This window comes from Marinobacter qingdaonensis, from assembly GCF_034555935.1.
Taxonomy (GTDB): Bacteria; Pseudomonadota; Gammaproteobacteria; order Pseudomonadales; family Oleiphilaceae; genus Marinobacter; species Marinobacter qingdaonensis.
Genome location: NZ_JAYDCJ010000001.1, coordinates 426,240 through 447,034 on the forward strand (window position 1 = coordinate 426,240; position 20,795 = coordinate 447,034).

The 20,795-nt window shown below is 63.7% G+C and carries 16 protein-coding genes; 1 reads left to right on the forward strand and 15 read right to left on the reverse strand.

Going from position 1 to position 20,795, the window contains the following annotated elements:
- Positions 1-109: 109 nt before the first annotated feature.
- The 4 genes from mazG to cysM all read right to left on the reverse strand — a co-directional run bounded on the left by mazG (position 110) and on the right by cysM (position 5,535).
- Entirely contained in the window at positions 110-961 is an 852-nt protein-coding gene (gene mazG / locus U5822_RS01960) for a nucleoside triphosphate pyrophosphohydrolase (RefSeq protein WP_322853940.1), read from the reverse strand.
- Positions 958-3,195, reverse strand: coding sequence for a GTP diphosphokinase (gene relA, locus U5822_RS01965; protein ID WP_322853941.1), 2,238 nt, complete (start codon positions 3,193-3,195; stop codon positions 958-960). The genes mazG and relA overlap by 4 nt, the downstream gene beginning before the upstream one ends.
- A gap of 67 nt (positions 3,196-3,262) precedes the next feature.
- Positions 3,263-4,612 carry a 23S rRNA (uracil(1939)-C(5))-methyltransferase RlmD gene (gene rlmD, locus U5822_RS01970; protein ID WP_322853942.1) on the reverse strand — a complete coding sequence of 450 codons (1,350 nt, stop codon included), beginning with the start codon at positions 4,610-4,612 and terminating at the stop codon, positions 3,263-3,265.
- A 29-nt stretch (positions 4,613-4,641) separates the two neighbouring features.
- Positions 4,642-5,535 carry a cysteine synthase CysM gene (gene cysM / locus U5822_RS01975; RefSeq protein WP_322853943.1) on the reverse strand — a complete coding sequence of 298 codons (894 nt, stop codon included), beginning with the start codon at positions 5,533-5,535 and terminating at the stop codon, positions 4,642-4,644.
- A 225-nt stretch (positions 5,536-5,760) separates the two neighbouring features.
- On the opposite strand from cysM, the gene U5822_RS01980 reads away from it, so the two are divergent.
- On the forward strand, positions 5,761-8,640 hold the full coding sequence (locus U5822_RS01980) for an ATP-binding protein (protein WP_322853944.1): 2,880 nt from the start codon (positions 5,761-5,763) through the stop codon (positions 8,638-8,640).
- A gap of 16 nt (positions 8,641-8,656) precedes the next feature.
- Here the strand turns inward: U5822_RS01980 and pdxJ are convergent, their stop codons facing one another.
- The 11 genes from pdxJ to U5822_RS02035 form a co-directional block, all read right to left on the reverse strand.
- Positions 8,657-9,397 (reverse strand): pyridoxine 5'-phosphate synthase, encoded by a 741-nt coding sequence (pdxJ, locus tag U5822_RS01985; RefSeq protein ID WP_322853945.1) that lies wholly within the window; start codon positions 9,395-9,397, stop codon positions 8,657-8,659.
- Positions 9,387-10,115: a DNA repair protein RecO gene (gene recO, locus U5822_RS01990; RefSeq protein ID WP_322853946.1), complete on the reverse strand. Its 729-nt coding sequence runs from the start codon at positions 10,113-10,115 to the stop codon at positions 9,387-9,389. The genes pdxJ and recO overlap by 11 nt, the downstream gene beginning before the upstream one ends.
- A gap of 7 nt (positions 10,116-10,122) precedes the next feature.
- Complete coding sequence (gene era, locus U5822_RS01995; RefSeq protein WP_322853947.1) at positions 10,123-11,040, reverse strand: GTPase Era; 918 nt, start codon at positions 11,038-11,040, stop codon at positions 10,123-10,125.
- On the reverse strand, positions 11,040-11,729 hold the full coding sequence (rnc, locus tag U5822_RS02000) for a ribonuclease III (protein ID WP_322853948.1): 690 nt from the start codon (positions 11,727-11,729) through the stop codon (positions 11,040-11,042). Before rnc ends, era begins: the two co-directional genes overlap by 1 nt.
- The gene (locus U5822_RS02005) at positions 11,726-12,115 is read right to left on the reverse strand and encodes a DUF4845 domain-containing protein (protein ID WP_322853949.1); all 390 of its coding nucleotides are present in this window, start codon (positions 12,113-12,115) and stop codon (positions 11,726-11,728) included. Before U5822_RS02005 ends, rnc begins: the two co-directional genes overlap by 4 nt.
- A gap of 27 nt (positions 12,116-12,142) precedes the next feature.
- The gene (lepB, locus tag U5822_RS02010; protein WP_322853950.1) at positions 12,143-12,955 is read right to left on the reverse strand and encodes a signal peptidase I; all 813 of its coding nucleotides are present in this window, start codon (positions 12,953-12,955) and stop codon (positions 12,143-12,145) included.
- 11 nt (positions 12,956-12,966) lie between these two features.
- Positions 12,967-14,769 (reverse strand): translation elongation factor 4, encoded by a 1,803-nt coding sequence (gene lepA, locus U5822_RS02015; protein ID WP_322853951.1) that lies wholly within the window; start codon positions 14,767-14,769, stop codon positions 12,967-12,969.
- A 105-nt stretch (positions 14,770-14,874) separates the two neighbouring features.
- A complete protein-coding gene (locus U5822_RS02020; RefSeq protein ID WP_322853952.1) occupies positions 14,875-17,601 on the reverse strand; it encodes a bifunctional diguanylate cyclase/phosphodiesterase in 2,727 nt (908 codons plus the stop codon).
- Positions 17,602-17,729: 128 nt separating this feature from the next.
- Complete coding sequence (locus U5822_RS02025) at positions 17,730-19,127, reverse strand: DegQ family serine endoprotease (RefSeq protein ID WP_322854197.1); 1,398 nt, start codon at positions 19,125-19,127, stop codon at positions 17,730-17,732.
- A gap of 186 nt (positions 19,128-19,313) precedes the next feature.
- Complete coding sequence (locus U5822_RS02030; RefSeq protein WP_322853953.1) at positions 19,314-19,757, reverse strand: SoxR reducing system RseC family protein; 444 nt, start codon at positions 19,755-19,757, stop codon at positions 19,314-19,316.
- An 8-nt stretch (positions 19,758-19,765) separates the two neighbouring features.
- Entirely contained in the window at positions 19,766-20,794 is a 1,029-nt protein-coding gene (locus tag U5822_RS02035; protein WP_322853954.1) for a MucB/RseB C-terminal domain-containing protein, read from the reverse strand.
- Position 20,795: the final 1 nt, after the last annotated feature.

The window sequence follows — 20,795 nt, forward strand, 5'->3', positions numbered from 1 at the left end:
TGGCGCACGGCGCACAAAGTCGGTGCAACCGTTACCCGAAGTGTAGACGAAGCGGCCTCGCCGGGAACCTGCTAATTGGTAACGGATTGTACTTACCGCACCCCAGGGCTCAGGCGCCCGAACCGCCCTTCTCCACGCCTTTGACCGACTGCCAGACGGCATCCAGCGCTTCCAGGGATTCCTCGTCCATGTCGCGGCCGTCACGTCGAAGCACCTGCTCGATCGCCCGGAACCGGGCCTCGAACTTGTGGTTCGTGCGTTTCAGGGCCTGCTCCGGATTCACTTTCATGAAGCGTGCCAGATTGACACAGACGAACAGCAGATCGCCCAGTTCGTCCTCGACGGCATCATGGTCACCGGTGCCGGACTGGGCGGCGTGCCAGGCTTCCTTGAGCTCGTCGATTTCCTCATGCAGCTTGTCGAACACCGGCTCGATGTCCGGCCAGTCGAAGCCGTGACGGGCCGCCCGCTTCTGCAGCTTTTCGGCGCGGGCCATGGGTGGCAGGGTCCGGGCCACGCCATCCAGCCGGCTGGCGGGGGTATCCGAGGGCGCCGCCTGCGCCCGCTCCTCGGCCTTGATCCGTTCCCAGCTTTCCTTGATCCAGGCCTCGGTCGGGCGGTTGTCCGGATCGATGCGGCTGTCCAGGGTGCCGTCCGGGAACACGTGGGGATGACGCCGGATCAGCTTGCGCACCAGGTTGTCGACCACGGCGTCAAAATCGAAGTGACCGTCCTCTCGCCCCATCTGGGCGTAGAAGATCACCTGGAACAGCAGGTCCCCGAGCTCGTCCTTCAGGTGCGGGTAATCGGCGCGCTCGATGGCGTCGGCCACCTCGTAGGCTTCCTCGATGGTGTGCGGCACGATGCTGCCGTAGGTCTGCCGGGTGTCCCAGGGGCAGCCGGTCTCCGGCTCCCGCAACCGGGCCATCAGGGTCTTCAGGTCGTCGATGCTGTAGCTCATCCGCGCTTACGCCTCACGTCGATGATGTTGGGCAGGTTGCGGATCTGGGCCAGCAACCGGGCCAGCTGTTCCAGGCTGGAAATCTCCACCGTCACGGTCATGGTCGCGGTGTTCTCGTCCTGGTTACTGAGGGTGTTGAGCGCCAGCACGTCGCTCTTGGAGGCCGACAGCACCTGGGTGATGTCCCGCAGCAGACCGGACCGGTCATAGGCCTGGATCTCGATGTCTACCGGGTACACCGCCGCCGGCCGGCCGCCCCAGCTCACCTCGATGATGCGGTTCGGCTCGAACTCGCGCAGGTTCAGGAAGGTCAGGCAGTCCTCCCGGTGCACGGTCACCCCGCGCCCGACGGTGATGTAGCCACCGATGGGGTCGCCCGGCAGCGGCTTGCAGCACTTGGCCACCTGGGTCTTGAGCTTGCCGACGCCCTGGATCTGGATGTCGGTGGCGGTGTCGTAAGGCTTGTGCCGTTGGGTACTGAGCTTGAGATCGAGCTGCTCGGACTTGGGTTCCAGCATCTGCTGGGCCACGTTGGCAACGTGGGTCGACCGCAGGTCGCCGGCCCCGATGGCGGCGAACATGTCGTCCGCGCTGTGGTAGTTCACCTTCTCGGCCAGCTCGGTCAGATTGATGTCGTACAGCGACAGGCGCTTGAATTCGTCCTCGAGGATGGCCCGGCCATCGACGATGTTGCGGTCCCGGTTCTGCTGCTTGAACCAATGGGTGACCTTGGCCCGGGCCCGGGAGGTCTGCACGTACCCCAGGCTCGGGTTCAGCCAGTCCCGGCTCGGGGCCGGGTTGTTGGAGGTCAGGATAAAGATCTGGTCGCCGGTTTTCAGCGGATAGGTCAGCGGCACGATCCGGTTGTTGACCCGGGCCCCGCGGCAGGCGTGACCGATCTCGGTGTGCACCCGGTAGGCAAAGTCGACCGGGGTCGCGCCCTGGGGCAGATCGACCACGTGCCCTTCCGGGGTGAAGACATAGACCCGGTCCGAGGCGACATCGGACTTGAGGTGATCGGCCAGCCCGGACAGGTCGCCCAGATCCTCCTGCCATTCCAGCACCTGGCGCAGCCAGTTGATCTTGGCGTCGTAGCCGGTGGACTTGTTGCTGCGGTCGGTGCCCTTGTACAGCCAGTGGGCGCAGACCCCGAGCTCGGCTTCCTCGTGCATCTTGTGGGTGCGGATCTGCACCTCCATGACCTTGCCCTCGGGGCCGATCACCGCGGTGTGCAGGGACTGGTAGCCGTTTTCCTTGGGGTTGGCGATGTAGTCATCAAACTCGTTGGGAATGTGGCGCCACAGGGTATGGACAATGCCCAGGGCCGCGTAGCAGTCGCGCACTTCCGGCACCAGGATGCGCACCGCACGCACGTCGTAGACCTGGGAGAAGTCGATGCCCTTGCGGCGCATCTTCCGCCAGATGCTGTAGATGTGCTTGGCCCGGCCGGACAGATCGCTCTTGATCCCGGCCTCGTCCAGTTCCTTGGTCAGGGTCTTGATCACCCGCTTGATGTAGCCATCCCGGTCCAGGCGTTTTTCATCCAGCAGCTTGGCAATTTTCTTGTAGGCGCTCTCATGCAGGTACCGGAACGACAGGTCCTCCAGCTCCCACTTGATGTGACCAATACCGAGCCGGTGCGCCAGCGGCGCGTAGATGTCGAAGACTTCCCGCGCCACCCGCATGCGCTTTTCTTCCGGCGCATTCTTGACCGCCCGAATGGCGCTGGTGCGCTCGGCAAGCTTGATCAGGGCGACCCGGACGTCGTCGATCATGGTCACCAGCATCTTGCGGACGTTGTCCAGCTGGCCCTCACTCTGGCCCAGGACATTGCCCTTGAGCGGGTGGTGGATGGAGGAGATCGCGGCCATCTGCTGGACGCCGTTGATCAGCCCGGCAACCTCGTCGCCGAATTCCTTGCGGATGTCCTCCAGCGGCACCCGTTCCTCGCGAACCGCCCGATACAGGATGGCTGCCACCAGGCTGGCCTGATCCAGATGCAGCTCGGCCAGAACCTGGGCCATCTCGATGCCGATCCGGAAACTGCTCGACCCCGGAGCCCAGAGCCGGTCCTCGCGGAAGGCCTGGAGATCGATCTCCGCCGCCTTCTCACAGGCTTTGCGGAACTGGTCGACGTCCTCCAGATAGGTTTGGGCGGCGATTTCCTGGACCCACCGCTCGATGTCCACCTCGCCGTCGCCGGTCACTGCGTAGTCTTCGCGAACTTTTACCATATCGGTCTTGCCATTCCAGGTCTTACCCTCGTCCCCCGGGACCCGTCCCGGGGGCGCATCCCAGGTCTCAGCCCGGGTCCCGCTCGAACAGGGCCATGGATTCCACGTGCGTGGTGTGCGGGAACATGTCCATCACACCGGCGCGCACCAGCCGATAGCCATTGCGCACCATCACCCCGGCGTCGCGGGCCAGGGTCGCCGGATTGCACGACACGTACACGATCCGGTTGGCGCCGAATGCGGTCAGGTACTTGCAGATGTCCTCGGCGCCGGACCGCGGCGGATCGATCAGGATCTTGTCGAACCCTTCTTTGGCCCAGCTCTGGCCGGTGAAATCCCCATGAAGGTCGGCGCCGTGGAAGGTGACATTCTCCAGGCCGTTCAGCTGCGCGTTTTCCCGCCCGCGCACCACCATGGCGTCATCGCCTTCCACACCGACCACCTGGCCGCCCTTGCGCGCCAGCGGCAGGGTGAAGTTACCCAGGCCACAGAACAGGTCCAGGACCCGCTCGCCGGGCTGCACATCCAGCCACTCCACGGCCCGGTGCACCATGGTGCGGTTGATACCGGCGTTGACCTGGGTGAAGTCCATCGGGTGGAACTGCATGGTCAGGTCGAACTCTTCCAGCCGGTAGCTCAGCCGTTCGTCGGCGGCGCCGGCCGATTCGGGCCAGATCCGGTGCACGGTATCCGGTCCCTTGGGCTGCAGATAGATATGCAAACCGTGGGCCTGGCCGAAGGCAATCAGCCGCGCCCGGTCGGACTCGCTTAGCTCGTCCATGTTGCGGAACACCATGACCGCGTCGTCATCGCCACAGGCGACTTCCACCTGGGGAATACGATTGTAGGCGTCCAGTTCATGCAGCATATCCCGCAGGGGCTGGATGCGCTCGCCGATGCGGGGGTCGAGCACCACACACTGGTCGATGTCGGTCAGGAAACTGTTGCGCTTTTCCCGGAAGCCCACCAGCACCGACTCCCGTGCCGGTACGTAGCGCACGCCCAGGCGTGCCTTGCGGCGATAGCCGAGACTCTGTTCGGACCGCATCGGCGCCACCCACTGCTCCGGCTCAATGCCTCCAAAGTGGGCAAAATGCTCGCGCAGGGTGTCTTCCTTGAACCGGATCTGGGCGTCACCGCTCATGTGCTGCAGGCTGCAGCCGCCACACAGGTCGGCAAAGTCACAGGGCGGGGTCTGGCGTTCCGGCACGCTCTCGAGGATGTCCAAGGCGCGCAGCTCGTCGAACTTGCTGCGGGTGCCGACCATTTTCGCCATCACGGTTTCGCCCGGCAGGGCGCCGTCAACGAACTGGGTCTTGCCATCCTGGCGGGCAATGCCACGGCCGTCGTGGCTCAGTTTCTCAATCTCACAGCGCACCGGCTCTTTGGGCAGAGCCTTACGGCGTCGTCTACTCATACTGACTACTCTTGATGATTGGGTCCGGGTCAGGCGCCGGGAAAGACGCCTGTGGACAGGTAGCGGTCGCCACGGTCACAGATAATGGCAACGATGACGGCGTTTTCAACCTGCTCGGACAGGCGCAGGGCGGCCGCAATCGAGCCACCGGACGACACGCCACAGAAAATGCCTTCCTGGGAAGCCAGGGCGCGCATGGTGTTTTCCGCCTCTTCCTGGCCGATGTCCAGCACCTGGTCGACCCGGGTAGCGTCATAGATTTTCGGCAGGTATTCCTCCGGCCAGCGGCGGATGCCGGGAATGGCCGCGCCCTCTTTCGGCTGCAGGCCAATGATGCGGATGTCCGGGTTGCGCTCCTTAAGGTAGCGCGACACCCCCATGATGGTGCCGGTGGTGCCCATGGAGCTGACAAAGTGGGTAACCCGGCCTTCGGTCTGGGCCCAGATTTCCGGGCCGGTAGTGCGGTAGTGGGCCAGCGGGTTGTCGCCGTTGCTGAACTGGTCCAACACCTTGCCCTTGCCTTCGGCCTCCATCGTCAGGGCCAGGTCCCGGGCGGTCTCCATGCCCTCTTCCTTGCTGACCGTGACAATCTCCGCGCCATAGGCGCGCATGGAGGCACGACGCTCCTCACTCATGTTGGCGGGCATGATCAGCACCATCCGGTACCCCTTGATCGCCGCCGCCATCGCCAGGGCGATGCCGGTGTTGCCACTGGTGGCTTCGATCAGGGTATCCCCTGGGCGGATTTCGCCCCGACGCTCGGCTTCCTGGATCATGCTGAGCGCGGGCCGATCCTTCACCGAGCCGGCCGGGTTGTTACCCTCCAGCTTGGCAAGAATCACATTCGAGGTCTGGCCCGGGAGTCGCTGCAGGCGCACCAGGGGGGTGTGCCCGACATAATCTTCGATGGTGGGGAAATTCATATCATTGCCCTGTGATACACTTTTGGACCGCATGATACGCGTTATGACGGCGGTGTCCCAATACAGCTTCCAGCTATATCAATCACCCCTGGCTATAACCGTATCTTAACTTTGGACGGCACTGGGACTGATACCACAGTCATTCGCCTGCGGATCAACTATTCTGACAAGGACGTGCCCCGAAAATTACACCACGGGGCTCAGGCATTAGATCGGGAACCGGATATGCGACGCTGGGGCATTCGCAAAAAAGTGCTGGTGGTGACCCTCGTCCCCACGCTGCTCACCACGCTCATGCTGGGTATGTTCTTTACCTACAGCTGGGTCACCAATATCGAGAGCCTGCTCCGCGACCGCGGCGAATCCCTGTCCCGCCAGCTTGCCGCCGGCGCCGAATACGGCCTGTTCACCGCCAACCGCAGCCTGCTCAGCAGCCTGTCCAATGCCCTGCTGGAAGAGCAGGATGTCCGATCCATCACCTTCTTCGACAGCGACGGCGCCCGCCTGCTGCACACAGGCCCGGGCAGCTCCGACACCCTCAGCGCCGACCAGCTCACCGCGGACCAGGCGGTGCGAATCCTGCGCGAGGACAGCACCCGGTTCGTGACGCCAGTGTCGCTGCAGGACCTGATGATCGAAACCATGCTCGATCCGGACGCCCGCGAATCCATGAGCCGGCCCCAGGCCCCGCTGGGCTGGGTGGCGGTCGAGATGTCCCACGTCCGCACCGAGAAGGAAACCTACAAGGCCCTGCTGATTTCCCTGCTACTGGTCCTCGCCGGTGTGATCGTCAGCCTGATCATCGCGCTGCGCCTGAGTCGTGCCTTCACCGACCCCATCTTCGAGCTCAATCGCGCGGTGGCCAAGCTCAAGGAAGGCAAACTGGACACCCGCATCTTCACCGGCGCTGGCCCGGAATTCGAGCAACTGGAGTCCGGCCTGAACGCCATGGCGGAGGAGCTGAGCAAGGCCCAGGCGGAGATGCAACAGAACATCGACCAGGCCACCGAGGACCTGCGGGAAACCCTGGAGACCATCGAGATCCAGAACATCGAACTGGATTTCGCCCGCAAGGAGGCGCTGGAGGCCAGCCGGATCAAGTCCGAGTTCCTGGCCAACATGTCCCATGAGATCCGCACGCCCCTGAACGGCATCATCGGCTTTACCGAACTGCTGCTGAAGAGCCCGCTGCCGCGGCAGCAACGGGACCACCTGAGCACCATTCGCAAGTCCTCGGAGATCCTGCTGACCATCATCAACGACATCCTCGACTTCTCGAAGATCGAGGCCGGCAAACTGATCCTCGACCGGGTGCCGTTTCAGCTCCGGGACATCGTCGAGGAAGTCATGGTGATGCTGGCGCCGGCGGCCCACGCCAAGAACCTCGACCTGGTGCCCCTGGTGTACAACGACGTACCCGACAACATCATGGGTGACCCGTTGCGGGTCAAGCAGGTGATCACCAACCTGGTCAACAACGCCATCAAGTTCACCCAGACCGGTGAGGTGGTGCTACGCGCCAGCCTGGAAGAAGACGCGGCCGACAATAACCGGGTCACCCTGCGCCTGAGCATCACCGACTCCGGGGTCGGCCTGTCCCGGGCCCAGCAACAGTCGCTGTTCAACGCCTTCAGCCAGGCCGACGCCTCGACCGCCCGGCAATACGGCGGCACCGGCCTGGGGCTGGCCATCTCCAAGCGCCTGGTGGAGGAAATGGGGGGCAAGATCGGCCTGGAGAGCGAACTGGGCAAGGGCTCCACCTTCTGGTTCACCCTGACCTCGGAACTGTCCGCCAGCGGCGAGACCGTGGCGCCCCGGGACGCCCTCAGCGGCGAACGGGTGATCTACCTGGAGCAGCAGAAAACCACCGGACTGGCGGTCGAGCACCTGCTGCGGGACTGGGGCATGACCGTGGACCGGGTTGCCTCCCCGGCCGCCATGCAGGAACAGATTGAGGAAGCCCAGAAAAGCCAGGCCGGCTACGCCCTGGCCATCATCGGCATCACCCGGCACGTGCTCAATTCCAGCCAGTACTGCGCGCTGGTCCGCGCCCTGGAGATCGAGCGGGACTGCCGGACCCTGCTGCTGACCCCGACCCTGGAAACCCACGACGCACCGCTATCCGGCCTGGCCAGCGGACACCTGACCAAGCCGGTGTGCCGGGACGCCTTCTACGACGAACTGGTGCTGCTGGTGCACGGCATCAACTCAGGCGGGCGCATGGTGCTGGAGCACGACCGCCCCGCTGCGCCCCGACTGCCAGCCGGCAACGTCCCGAGGGTGCTTGCCGTGGACGACAACGAAGCCAACCTGAAACTGGTGATGACCCTGCTCAACGACTGCCAGATCGAGGCCGAAGGGGCGGCCAGCGGCTTTGAGGCCCTGAGCAAGGCCCGCCACAAGCCGTTCGACCTGGTATTCATGGATCTGCAGATGCCGGGCATGGATGGGGTTGAGACCACCACCCGGCTGCGGGACATGGACCCGGCCACCCACCGGACCCCGGTCATCGCCCTGACCGCGCACGCCCTGGCCGATGAACAGGACCGGCTGATCCAGCAGGGCTTCGACGGCTACATGCCCAAGCCCATCAGCAGCTCGCAGCTGACCGACATCATTCGCGACTACACCGGTTTCGAGTGCGGCAAGGCCGACCGCCACGATCAGGTGCGGGTACCCGAGATCCGGGACACCCGACGGGCCATGCGCCCCTCGACCCGCAAGATGCAGCAGGACTGCGTGAGTATTTCAGAGAGCATTCAACTGGCCGCCGGCAAGGCGGACCTGGCGGAGGAACTGTTCAGTATGCTGCTGGAGCAGGTGCAGAGCGACCGGTCACGGATGGAGGAATTCTGGCGCAGTGGCGACCAGGATGGGCTGCTGGAATGCGTGCACAAGCTGCATGGCGCCACCCGCTACTGCGGCGTGCCGGAACTGCGGGCCGCTGCCAACCGGCTGGAGACCGCGCTGAAATGCTCGGCGCCGGATCTGGAGCACCAGAAGGACCAGCTGGTCTCAGCCATCGAGCGGCTGCAGAACTGGAGCGACCAGACCGATTGGCAGCAGCTATTCCGGGAACAGCATCAGCAGGCCGAGACCAGCTGAGCCGACGGCCAGGCCTTCAGCCCCGCCCGCGGGCCTGATCCAGAATGGCCCGCATGTCGCGCACCGCGTCCTTGAGCCCGGTGAACACCGCCCGGGCAATGATGGCGTGACCGATGTTGAGTTCGTTGATGCCCGGGATTGCCGCGACTCGCTCGGTGTTGTGGTAGTGCAGGCCGTGGCCGGCGTTGACGATCAGGCCTTTCTTACGGGCGTAGCCGACGGCCTTGGCGATGGTCTGGAATGCGGCGTCGGCTTCCTCGGCGGTTTTTGCCTCGGCGTATTCCCCGGTGTGCAACTCCACCACCGGCGCGCCACAGCGTACCGCCGCATCGATTTGGGTCGGGTCCGGATCGATGAACAGCGACACCTCCGCGCCCAGACGCGCCAGCCGGTCACAGGCCTTGGCGACCCGCGCCTCCTGGCCGTCCACATCCAGGCCACCCTCGGTGGTCAGCTCCTCGCGCTTTTCCGGCACCAGGCAGACGCACTCGGGCCGAACCTGCTCGGCAAAGGCCAGCATGGCGTCGGTCACGGCCATTTCCAGGTTCATCTTGGTCTGCAGGGTCTCCCGCAGCAGCAGCACGTCGCGATCCTGAATGTGCCGCCGGTCCTCCCGGGGGTGGATGGTGATGCCGTCGGCGCCGGCCTCCTCCGCCATCAGGGCGGCCTGCACCGGATCCGGATACCGGGTGCCGCGGGCCTGCCGGAGGGTGGCCACGTGATCAATGTTAACGCCGAGTAAAACCCTAGGATTCATGCCGTTCTCCCCGAAGATGACTGAATAGACTGCGACTGTGCAGGGGCCGGCCCTGCAGAAGAAAATCGAAAAGCACCCGCATCACCCGCTTGGCAAGGCGGCGGCCGGACTCCGACGCCAGGTCGCCGTCGGCCAGGGCCAGGAGCACGTCCCCCGGCAGGTGCTGCAACCGGGTACCGGGCCCCGGAGTGGCGACGATGCCCTGCTCCGGATCATAACAATACTCCTGCCCCGGCTCGACGGAACGCCCGGTATCGGTCGCCAGGTCCCAGGCAAAATCGACCCCCAGCGCCGCGGCGAAGGCCAGCTCGAACCGCCGAAGCACCGGCTCGATTTCCGTGGTTTCGGACAGCTCGGCGAGGACATCGATGTAGGCGGCAAACAGGGTGGGATGCGGGTCGGCCGCCGGCAAGATCCGCTGCAGCAACTCGTTGAGGTAGAGTCCGCTGTACAGGGAGGCGGTGCGTTTCAGGGCCGGACCCGGTCGAACGTCGACCTGGGTCAGCGTCTTCAGGTCCCCGCGTCCGGTCCAGTCCAGCATGAGCGGCTGGAAGGGCTGCAACTGGGCCTTGAGCGGACTCTTGGCGCTGTTGGCGCCACGGGCAATCAGGGTCATGCGGCCGTGATTGAGGGTGAATACGTCCACCATCAGACTGGTTTCCCGCCAGGCCCGGCGGTGGACAACGTACGCGGGCTCCTGCTGCTCCGCCCCCTTCATGCCAGCCTCAGAGGTCGTTCATCCCGAGACTTTTCAGCGCCCGGTCACTGTCGGCCCAGCCGCGCTTCACCTTGACCCAGAGCCGCAGCATGATCTTGCTGTCGAACAACCGCTCCATGTCGGCCCGGGCTTCCTGACCGATGCGACGCAGGCGTTCGCCCTTGTCGCCGATCATGATCTTTTTCTGGCCTTCCCGTTCCACCAGGATCAGCGCCGAGATGTGCAGGGTCTTGCCATCGCGCTTGAATTCCTCGATTTCCACGGCCACCGAGTACGGCAGTTCGGCACCCAGCTGGCGGGTGATTTTCTCCCGCACGATCTCCGAGGCCAGGAAGCGCTCGCTCCGGTCGGTAATCTGGTCGTCCGGGTAGAAGTGGATACTCTCGGGCAGGAAACGGCCGACCGCCTCTTCCAGGGGCGCCAGGTTGTCTTCCTTGAGCGCGGACATGGGAATGATCTCGGCAAACTCGCGCTTGCGGGACAGCATGTCCAGGTGCGGCAACAGCGCCTCGCGCTTTTCGATCCGGTCGACCTTGTTCACCGCCAGGATCACCGGGCACTTCAGCTTGCTGAGTTTCTCCAGCACCAGTTCGTCGGCGGTGGTCCAGGCCAGCTGGTCGACCACAAACACCACCACATCGACGTCGATCAGGGCCGAGGTCGCGGCCTTGTTCATGTATCGGTTCAGGGCCCGTGGCTCTTCCTCGTGCATCCCCGGGGTATCGACGTAGATCGCCTGTACCGGGCCCACGGTCTTGATACCGAGCACCTGATGCCGGGTGGTCTGAGGCTTGCGTGAGGTGATGCTCAGCTTCTGGCCGAGGATGTGGTTCAGCAGCGTGGACTTGCCGACGTTGGGTCGACCCACGATGGCAACGAAACCACAGCGGCTGTCCGGATCGTCCGGACGGGTAATATCATTCATTATGGACTCTCTACCCCCAGTTCTTTCAGGGCATTTCGGGCGGCCTGCTGTTCCGCCACCCGCCGGCTGCTGCCGGTCCCGGTGGTCTTCCGGTCCAGCGACGGCAGCGCGCAGGAAACATGGAAGGTCTGGTTATGGGCCTCGCCATCGACGGAAATCACGTCGTACCGGGGCAAGGGGAATTGCCGGGACTGCAGGTACTCCTGCAACCGGGTCTTGGGATCTTTCTGGGTGTCCTGCAGATCGAGGTTTTTCAGCCGCAGCTCAAACCACTGCAGCACCTTCTCCCGACAGGTGTGGAAGTCGCTGTCCAGGTAGATGGCGCCGATGATCGATTCGACCGCGTCGGCCAGGATCGACTCGCGCCGGAACCCGCCGCTCTTGAGCTCACCGGAGCCCAGTCTCAGGTAGCTGCCCAGGTCGAACTCACGGCCGATCTCGGCCAGGGTCACGCCCTTGACCATGCGGGCGCGCAGCCGGCTCAACTGGCCCTCCCGGGCCTTCTCGAAATGCAGAAACAGATACTCGGCGATCACCATGTTGACGATGGAGTCCCCGAGGAACTCCAGGCGTTCGTTGTTCTGGTTGCCAAAACTGCGGTGGGTGAGCGCCAGCAACAGCCGTTCAGGTGTTTTGAACTGGTATCCGATGCGGCGCTGTAATTGATCCAGGTCCGGTTGCGAACTCACTTGCCCTTCATCTCGTATTCGTGCTTGAAGTGAACGACGGTATCGACGTTACTGAAAAGATTGTTGCGTACCTCGTAGTCGACGTTGATCAGGACCAGGTCACCGTCCTTGTCGACTGAGATGTTCTTGGCGTCAAACCCGCGCACGTTATTGACGCTCAGACGCTTGTTGATCAGGGTCCGGATCTGCGCCGGGCCCATGGTGGACAGGCCGTCGGTGCCATCGAGACTCTCCAGGGCCTCCTGGATGGTGATGTCATCCAGATAGACCGGGCCGAGTTTGATGGCCAGGGTCAGCAGGCTGCCGAAGAACAACACCATGACCAGCATGGTCAACGCCGACGCACCGCCCTGACGGCGCATCACGGAGAGACTGTTTTTCTTCATTGTTACTGCACTCCAGAATAGTCGGGATTACTCAATGCCGCCGACACGATCAAAGGACGGCAGGCTGGTCAGTGACTTCCAGTGCATCCAGATCGCGAAGGCCTTGCCTACTACGAGCTCGTCCGGGACCATGCCCCAGTAACGGCTGTCATTGCTGTTGTCACGGTTGTCGCCCATGACGAAGTAGTGTCCCTCGGGCACTACCCACTCGCCTTCACCCCCGGCACCGGGCCGCCCCATGGTCAGGAAGACGTCGTGCTCGACATCGCCCAGGGTCTCCCGACGCAGCTCCACCGGCGGCAGGCGGGCAATAAACCGACTCTCAACCTGCTCGCCGTTGATGAACAGCTGCTTGTTGCGGTACCGGATCCGGTCGCCGGGCATACCCACCACCCGCTTGATGTAATTGGTCTCGCCGTCTTTAGGATAGCGAAACACCATGACATCGCCCCGCTCCGGGTCGCCGATGTCGACCACCTTGGTGCCCGCCACTGGCAGGCGCAGGCCATAGGCGTACTTGTTGACCAGGATGAAATCGCCCACTTCCAGGGTCGGCAGCATGGAGCCGGACGGTATCTGGAACGGCTCCACCAGGAACGAGCGCAGCACCAGCACAATCGCCAGCACCGGAAAGAACGACCGGCTGAGATCGACCAGGTAGGGTTCCCGGGGAACCTCGGTCCCGTCCACCGCCGCCCCGGCGTCATCCGGGGATTGTGGCTGGCCGCTGGCGCGGGCCGCCGCCAGCCGGCGCTCCCGCAGGAACAGCTTGTCCGCCAGCCAGATCAGACCTGTGGCAAAGGTCAGTACTACCAGTACCAGGGGAAAATCGATATCCATCCAGGTGCCTTTTATTTATCCACTTGCAATACAGCCAGAAACGCTTCCTGAGGCACCTCAACATTACCCAGCTGCTTCATGCGTTTCTTACCCTCTTTCTGCTTCTGAAGCAGCTTCTTCTTCCGGCTTACGTCGCCACCGTAGCACTTGGCGGTCACGTTCTTGCGCAGCGCCTTGACGGTCACCCGGGAAACCACGTGGGTGCCGATCGCCGCCTGAATGGCGATATCGAACATCTGCCGTGGGATCAGTTCCTTCATTTTCTCGATCAATTGCCGGCCCTTGTAGTGGGCCTGATCCTTATGCACGATCAGCGCCAGGGCATCGACCCGGTCGCCGTTGATCAACACGTCCAGGCGCACCAGATTGGCGGTCTGGAAGCGGGCAAAATGGTAGTCCAGCGAGGCGAACCCGCGACTGGCGGACTTGATGCGGTCGAAGAAATCCATGACCACTTCCGCCATCGGCAGTTCGTAGGTGACCTGGACCTGAGTGGACATGAAGTGCATGTTTTTCTGCACCCCGCGTTTCTCTTCACACAAGGTGATGACATTGCCCAGGTGTTCCTGCGGCACCAGAATACTGGCCTCGACGATGGGCTCGCGCATCTCCTCGATGGAGCCAATATCCGGCAGCCGTGACGGGTTGTCCACCGACAGGGTCTCACCCTGCTTGGTGACCACCTCATAGATAACCGTCGGCGCCGTGGTTATCAGGTCGATGTCGTACTCGCGCTCGAGCCGCTCCTGGATGATTTCCATGTGCAGCATGCCCAGGAAGCCGCAGCGGAAACCGAAGCCCAGGGCATCGGAGTTCTCCGGCTCGAAGAACAGCGAGGCGTCGTTCAGGGTCAGCTTTTCCAGGGCATCCCGGAAATCGTCGTAGTCGTCCGCGCTGACCGGGAACAGGCCCGCGTAAACCTGGGGCTTGACCTTCTTGAACCCCGGCAGCATCGGGGTTTCCTCGGCGAACTTCTGGTGCACGATGGTGTCACCCACCGGGGCGCCGTGGATGTCCTTGATTCCGGCCACCACGAAACCAACGTCGCCGGCCTCGAGAATGTCGGTGTCCTTGGGCTTGGGATTGAAGATGCCCACCTTGTCGGCGCTCCAGGACTTGCCGGTGGACTTGATGACGATCTTGTCGCCCTTCTTCATCACGCCCTCGGTGACCCGCACCAGGGACACCACGCCCAGGTAGTTATCGAACCAGGAATCGATGATCAGCGCTTGCAGTGGCGCCTCCCGGTTGCCCTTGGGTGGCGGGATGCGCTTGATCAGATCCTCCAGCACGTCCTCGACGCCCAGACCGCTCTTGGCACTGCAGCGCACGGCGTCGGACGCCTCAATGCCGATGATGTCCTCGATTTCCGCCGCCACCCGCTCGGGCTCGGCCTGGGGCAGGTCCATCTTGTTCAGGACTGGCACCACTTCCAGGCCCTGTTCAATGGCGGTGTAGCAGTTGGCCACCGACTGGGCCTCGACGCCCTGGCCGGCATCCACCACCAGAAGTGCGCCTTCGCAGGCGTACAGGGAGCGGGATACCTCGTAGGAAAAGTCCACGTGGCCGGGGGTATCGATGAAATTCAGCTTGTATTCGTTGCCATCCTTCGCGGTGTAGTTGAGGGTGACACTCTGAGCCTTGATGGTGATCCCGCGCTCCCGCTCCAGATCCATGGAATCCAGGACCTGCTCGGCCATTTCACGATCGGTCAGGCCACCGCAGATCTGTATGAAGCGGTCGGCTAGGGTCGATTTACCATGGTCGATGTGGGCGATGATGGAGAAGTTACGGATTCGGCTCAGTTCAGTCACAGACAATGAATACTCATAAATAGACGAAGGATTGAGCCCGGAAGGGCCGGTACCGGGATCCGGGGACGCCGTGATTTTACCGGTTACCGGCTGTTATTGCCATGATCAGGAAATCAGCGGTTTCTCATATTGCCGGATCAGGAAGCCAATCAGGGCATCTTCATCGAGCGGATAGCTGAACAGGTTGCCCTGGCACTGGGCGCACCCGGAGGACTTCAGGAAACTCAGCTGCTGCGGGGTCTCCACGCCCTCCGCCACCACCGTCAGGTGCAGCTTGCGCGCCAGGGCAATAACCGCAGAGGCGACGTCGGTGGCGCTCACGTTGTAGGGAATGTCGCGGATGAACCGGTGGTCGATCTTGATCACATCCAACGGCAACTGCTGCAGGGCCACCAGCGAACAGGAGCCGGTACCGAAGTCGTCCAGGATCAGGCAGACCCCCAGATCGTGCAGCGCCACCAGCAGTTCCCGCAGTGCCCGGGGGTCCTCGTTCAGCAGTTCCGCCGGCATTTCCAGCTCCAGCCGCTCCGGCGACACCCCGGTCTCGGTGATCACCTGCCGGATCATGTCCAGGAAACCGGGGTCGGTGAGCTGCCGGACCGACAGGTTGACCGCCATCTTCAGGGCCTCGAACCCGGCGCGCTCCAGCGCCTGGACCTGGATGCAGGCCTGCCGCAGCGCCATCTCGCCGAGCCGCAGGATCAGGCCGGTTTCCTCCGCCAGCCCGATGAACTGCTGGGCCGACACCAGGCCTTTTTCCGGGTGGTGCCAGCGCAGGAAGGCTTCGACGCCAATGACCCGCTCGGTCACCAGGTCCACCTTGGGCTGGTAATGCAGCACGAAGCGGTCGCCCTCCAGGGCCGTAGCCAACTCCTCCTGCTGCAGCAGGCGACGGGCGGCCTTGATGTTCATGGCCGGGGTGAAGAACTGGTAGGTGTTGCGGCCCAGCTCCTTGGCCTGGTACATGGCCAGGTCCGCGTACTTCATCAGCGTGCCCGAGTCTTCGCTGTCGTGGGGCATCATGGTGATGCCGATGCTGACGGTGATGCCAACCTCGTGATCGTTCAGGCGCACCCGCTGGCACAGCCGGTGCAGGATGGTCTCGGCGACCTTGCCGGCGGCCTCCGGGCCGCTGATCCGGGACAGCAGCACGACGAACTCGTCGCCACCCAGGCGGGCCACGGAGTCCTCCTCCCGCACACAGCCTTCCAGCCACTCCGCCACCTTGCACAGCAACTCGTCACCGGCATCGTGCCCGAGGGTGTCGTTGATGCGTTTGAAACCGTCCAGGTCCAGGAACATGAGCGCGGCCGGCTCGCCGCTGCGCCGACTGCGGCGGACCACATGATTGAGCCGATCCCGGAACAGCTGGCGATTGGCCAGGCCGGTCAGCGGGTCGTAGAAGGCCAGCCGATGCAGTTCCGACTGGGCTGCCTTCAACTGGGTCAGATCGCGCAGGCTCAGGACCACGCCATTGACCCCGGGTACGTTCAGCATGGCGGTGAAAGTGCCTTCCATATCCCGCCACTGGCCGTTGGCGTCCCGGATCCGGGCACGAATCACCGGTACCTGGGCGCCCGGCGCCGCCACCGCGTCCTCGAAGCCCTGCTGCAACTTGGGCCAGTCCTCGCCATGAACCAGGGCGTCGAGCGCCTGCGCCTGCAGTCGGGCCGGTTCGTAGCCCAGGATGTCGAGGCTGGACGGACTGGCGTACAGGGCCTGGCCGGCCCGGTCCATGACCAGGGTCACGTTGGCCGCGCCTTCGGTGATGGCCCGATAGCGGCCGGCACCGATCTGGGCCATCAATCTGGAGCGGATCAGCATGAGCACGAACAGGAACATCAGGACACTGATGAACAGGCCACTGCCGAGCACGATGGGCGGGCGGGGATCCGAGGCCAGAAAATCGAACGCCGGCGTCGAGCGGGTCTGCAGCAGCCATTCGCGCCCCCCGGCGTTCAGGGTCTGGCTCATCTGGAAGCTGAAGTCGTTGTCCAGAGACCCCAGGTTGGAGCCGTACATCAGGGTGTCCCGCTCGATCACGCCGTTGTCGTAGATGCGGACATCCAGGAAGGGCGAGATCAGCCCGACGATGCCATCGATCAGATTGTTCATCCGGAAGGCACTGAACACGTAACCGGCCAGCATCATCCGGCGTTCGGCCCGGATTTCCGGCACCTTTCCGCCCTGATACACCGGGTAGTACATCAGGAAGCTGGCCTGGTCTTCCGCCAGCTCTTCCTGCACCAGCACCACCTTGCCGGTCACCGTCGGCACGGCATCGTCCCGGGCCACTTCCATGGCCCGGCGATGGATCGGATCGCTGAAGGCGTCGTAACCGAGGGCCCGGCGGTTACGCTCGGTCCCGGGCTCCAGATACACCATCGGGTAGTAGTAGGGCCCGGTGCCCAGGGGGCTGACCAGGTAATTGTGGACCCCGCCGGCCCGCACCGAGGCAATGTGATCGGCCATCTGACGCACGCCGATCCGGCGCACAAAGCCAATGCCCTGGATGCCGGGGTAATAGCGATCAATGTCCACCCGTTCGACGTACTCACGCCACTCCTCACGGGACACCTCTCCGGCCACGGCAAACAACCCGGCGCTGCCGGCCAGGACTTGCTCGTAGTTCAACAGGCGTTCTTCGATGGCGGTCTTGAGCTGGAGGGACTGGCTGCGAAAGCGCGCCTGGGTGCGGTCTTCCACCAAGTGAATGGAAACCTGCCAGAGCAGCAGGGTGACTGAAATAACTACCGCAAAGATGAGCCACGCGATCCACGCGTTGCGAAATTCCAGCAACCGCCGGAGAGGGAGTTCCTTACTGTTCATCATCAAATCGGGTCCGTTCCATGGCCTTACTTCTTTTTATCGTGCGGCCAGTATAACAAAAGCCCCCGTCACTGTCGTTTCTGACAGCGGCCGGGGGCATTCGTTACCCGAAAGACTGGAACGGAATTAAATCAGGGTTTCATCACCAGGTAGATCGCCCTGCCCTGGCGGATCACCCGCACCGACACGGCCCGATCCTCGGGCAGAGACCGGACCACGGTGCGGAAGTCCTCCACCGAGCCGACCTTTTCCCGATTGATCTCGGTGATCACGTCCCGGGGCCGGATACCCGCCTCGAACGCCGGCCCCCGGGTCACGTTGGTAACCACCACGCCGTCCTCGCCGTCCAGAGATTTGGCCAGCTCGGCGGGGATAGGCTCGACGGTCAGACCCAGCGGCGCCGACGACGACCCGCTATCGCCACCCTCGGGCGCGGACTGCTGGGCGCCGTTCTGCTCAGGCAGCTTGCCGATCTCGACGGTCATGGTCATTTCCTCGCCACCCCGCAGGATGGTGAGACTGGCGCTTTCCCCGATCGGCGTGCGCCCCACCATCGGCGGCAGATCCGACGACAGCTGAATGTCCTCGCCGTCGTAGGCGAGTACGATATCGCCGGACTGCAACCCGGCCGCCTGGGCCGGCGAGCCATCCAGCACTTCAGCCACCAGCGCGCCCCGGGGCCGTTTGAGACCGAACGACTCGGCCAGGTCGCGATTGACCTCCTGAATCAGGACACCCAGCCAGCCCCGAGCCACCATGCCCTTGTCGCGAATCTGCCGGAACACGTTCATGGCGTCGTCGATGGGAATGGCGAACGATACCCCCATGAAGCCACCGGACCGGGTGTAGATCTGGGAATTGATGCCAATGACCTCGCCGTCCAGGTTGAACAGCGGACCACCGGAGTTGCCGGGGTTGATGGCCACGTCGGTCTGAATGAAGGGCACGTAGTTCTCGGTCGGCAGGGACCGGCCGAGGGCGCTGACGATACCGGCGGTCACGGTGTAGTCGAAACCGAAGGGAGAGCCGATGGCAAACACCCACTCACCCACTTCCAGATCACGGGAGCGGCCGACCTTGACCACCGGCAGGTCGTCGCCGTTTTCCAGCTTCAGCACCGCCATGTCCGAGCGCGGGTCGGTGCCCACCAGCGTGGCCGGCAGTTCGCGCCGGTCGTTCAGACGCACGATGATCTCGTCGGCGCCTTCAACCACGTGGTTGTTGGTAAGCACGTAACCGTCGCTGGACACGATAAAGCCCGAGCCCATGGAGGTGCGCGGCTGGGGCTTACCCGGCGCGCCACCGAAGGGCGAATTCGGGCCGCGGAAAAAATCCTGGAAGAATTCCGGCAGCTGCTCGAACTGGCGCTGATCGAACGGGGTGCCGTCAAAATTCCGGAACCCGCCACTCTTCTTGGGGGTGCTGGTGGTGCTGATGTTGACCACCGCGGCGGAATTCTCCTCCACCAGCTCGGTGAAATCGGGCAGGCCTCGGGCGGCAACCGCCTGGCTCCAGAACAGCGCAACCATGACGGACAGCGTTAGCAGGACCTCCAGCGACCGCTGCCAGGGGGCAGCAGGCGATGGCTGAACGGCCCGGGTCAGAGTTCTCGGCATGTGGTTCTCCCTTACGTTCATGTCATTAGCTGTAATTTTTGGATCGACGTGACGTTTTTCAACTTAAAAAACCGTAGGATTTGCAGACAGTTTTCGAACTTACGCGCCGGAGGCGATGCGGTTCACCCGCAGCAATCGGGGTTCGTACCGGTGACCGCGGCCGGTCTGGCGCCAGCGCCCCAGGACAAACCCCAGGGTCAGACCTCCGACAGCACCGGCAATGGCGCCCAGGTCGGCGCCACCGGACAGCTGGTGGCCGGCGACACTGGCGAGCACCATCAACAGCAGCGGCAGCGCGTACACCAACAGTGACGCCCCGAGCAGGGCCTGTTCATCGATGCCAAGGGTCACCTCATCGCCGACCCGGGCGTCCACGGTGTTGCGCACCAGGACCTGGTTGGCGCGCCCGGACGTGGCCGAGGCGAGGACCCGTTGGCCGCAGCCACTGCGGGCGGAACAGCTTTCACAGGCGCTCTGGCGAATGGTCTGCACCCACGCCTGATCCTCCTTCAACGCAATCACCTTGCCGGTTTCAGTAATCATCTGGGGTCCTAGTGCAGCGCCAGGGCATCATCGATGCGCACCGAATCGGCCACCTGACGGGCGGTCCTGGGCGGAATCTCGCCCACCACGGTAATCAGGAACTGGCCGCCGCCGGCATCCAGCTCCCGCATGTAAACGGTAGTGGCACCAATCCGGGAGGCACCCAGGGGCATGCTTACCTGGCCCTTGGGTTCGACGAAGACCGAGAACGCAGCCACGCCGTCGGAGAAGGCCACTGCCCGGCCCTGGCTGGTGCGCGGCGCGGCCGCCGGAACAAAACCATCGGGCTGCCAACTCAGGTCCCAGCCCTCCATGAAGGGCGTTTCGAGGGTCCGGGCGGTGACCGGCTCATCGAGGCTGTGAGTAACTTCGCGCCCCTCGGTCTGGATTTCGAATTCCCGATCCGGAATCTCATCGGTAATGTCGAGACTGGTGAACTGGAAGTGTTCCAGGACCTTGCCGTCGGGATCACCAACGTGACTCTTGACCAGCAGCCCGGTGGACTTTTCCAGCCATAGCCGGTGGTTGTAGCGGTGGGCGTCATTGGCGGTTAGCCCGATGATGACCGCGTCGTAGCCGGCAACCCGGTCCTCGCCCAGCAGTTTCGCGGTGTACCACCGGCTGACCGGGACCTGCTCGTTGGTGTAGGCCTCGGCGAACGGGCCGGACGGAATCACCTGGTCAAGCCGGATGCGGCCGTGGTGAGGCAGGACACAGATCACGTTCATGCCCTTGCGGACAATCTCGCCACTGCCGCCATCCTGCAGGACCAGCCGCTCCTGCACCATGCCATCTACGAAGCGGTGGGCGATGCGCATGGAATGCACCCGATCGCCCCGGGCGTAGACAAACACCCCGCGGTAGGACGTCATGTTGAGCGCCGGTGCCAGTTGCTCCAGCCAGCGCACCGCAACCTCGTCATCGGCCTGGGCCGCCGGCACCAGCAACACGGACAGGCCCAGCAGCACCAGCGCCCGGAGGCTGCGACGCAGCCGGCCGCTCGGGCCGGGCCTTGTTAGTCGGCTTGGCTCTGCCATG

What these genes read in the sequence shown, in the direction of transcription:
- mazG (WP_322853940.1), bottom strand. Translation starts at nt 961, where the DNA reads ATGAGCTACAGCATCGACGACCTGAAGACCCTGATGGCCCGGTTGCGG.
- relA (WP_322853941.1), bottom strand. Translation starts at nt 3,195, where the DNA reads ATGGTAAAAGTTCGCGAAGACTACGCAGTGACCGGCGACGGCGAGGTG.
- rlmD (WP_322853942.1), bottom strand. Translation starts at nt 4,612, where the DNA reads ATGAGTAGACGACGCCGTAAGGCTCTGCCCAAAGAGCCGGTGCGCTGT.
- cysM (WP_322853943.1), bottom strand. Translation starts at nt 5,535, where the DNA reads ATGAATTTCCCCACCATCGAAGATTATGTCGGGCACACCCCCCTGGTG.
- U5822_RS01980 (WP_322853944.1), top strand. Translation starts at nt 5,761, where the DNA reads ATGCGACGCTGGGGCATTCGCAAAAAAGTGCTGGTGGTGACCCTCGTC.
- pdxJ (WP_322853945.1), bottom strand. Translation starts at nt 9,397, where the DNA reads ATGAATCCTAGGGTTTTACTCGGCGTTAACATTGATCACGTGGCCACC.
- recO (WP_322853946.1), bottom strand. Translation starts at nt 10,115, where the DNA reads ATGAAGGGGGCGGAGCAGCAGGAGCCCGCGTACGTTGTCCACCGCCGG.
- era (WP_322853947.1), bottom strand. Translation starts at nt 11,040, where the DNA reads ATGAATGATATTACCCGTCCGGACGATCCGGACAGCCGCTGTGGTTTC.
- U5822_RS02005 (WP_322853949.1), bottom strand. Translation starts at nt 12,115, where the DNA reads ATGAAGAAAAACAGTCTCTCCGTGATGCGCCGTCAGGGCGGTGCGTCG.
- lepB (WP_322853950.1), bottom strand. Translation starts at nt 12,955, where the DNA reads ATGGATATCGATTTTCCCCTGGTACTGGTAGTACTGACCTTTGCCACA.
- U5822_RS02020 (WP_322853952.1), bottom strand. Translation starts at nt 17,601, where the DNA reads ATGATGAACAGTAAGGAACTCCCTCTCCGGCGGTTGCTGGAATTTCGC.
- U5822_RS02025 (WP_322854197.1), bottom strand. Translation starts at nt 19,127, where the DNA reads ATGGTTGCGCTGTTCTGGAGCCAGGCGGTTGCCGCCCGAGGCCTGCCC.
- U5822_RS02030 (WP_322853953.1), bottom strand. Translation starts at nt 19,757, where the DNA reads ATGATTACTGAAACCGGCAAGGTGATTGCGTTGAAGGAGGATCAGGCG.
- U5822_RS02035 (WP_322853954.1), bottom strand. Translation starts at nt 20,794, where the DNA reads ATGGCAGAGCCAAGCCGACTAACAAGGCCCGGCCCGAGCGGCCGGCTG.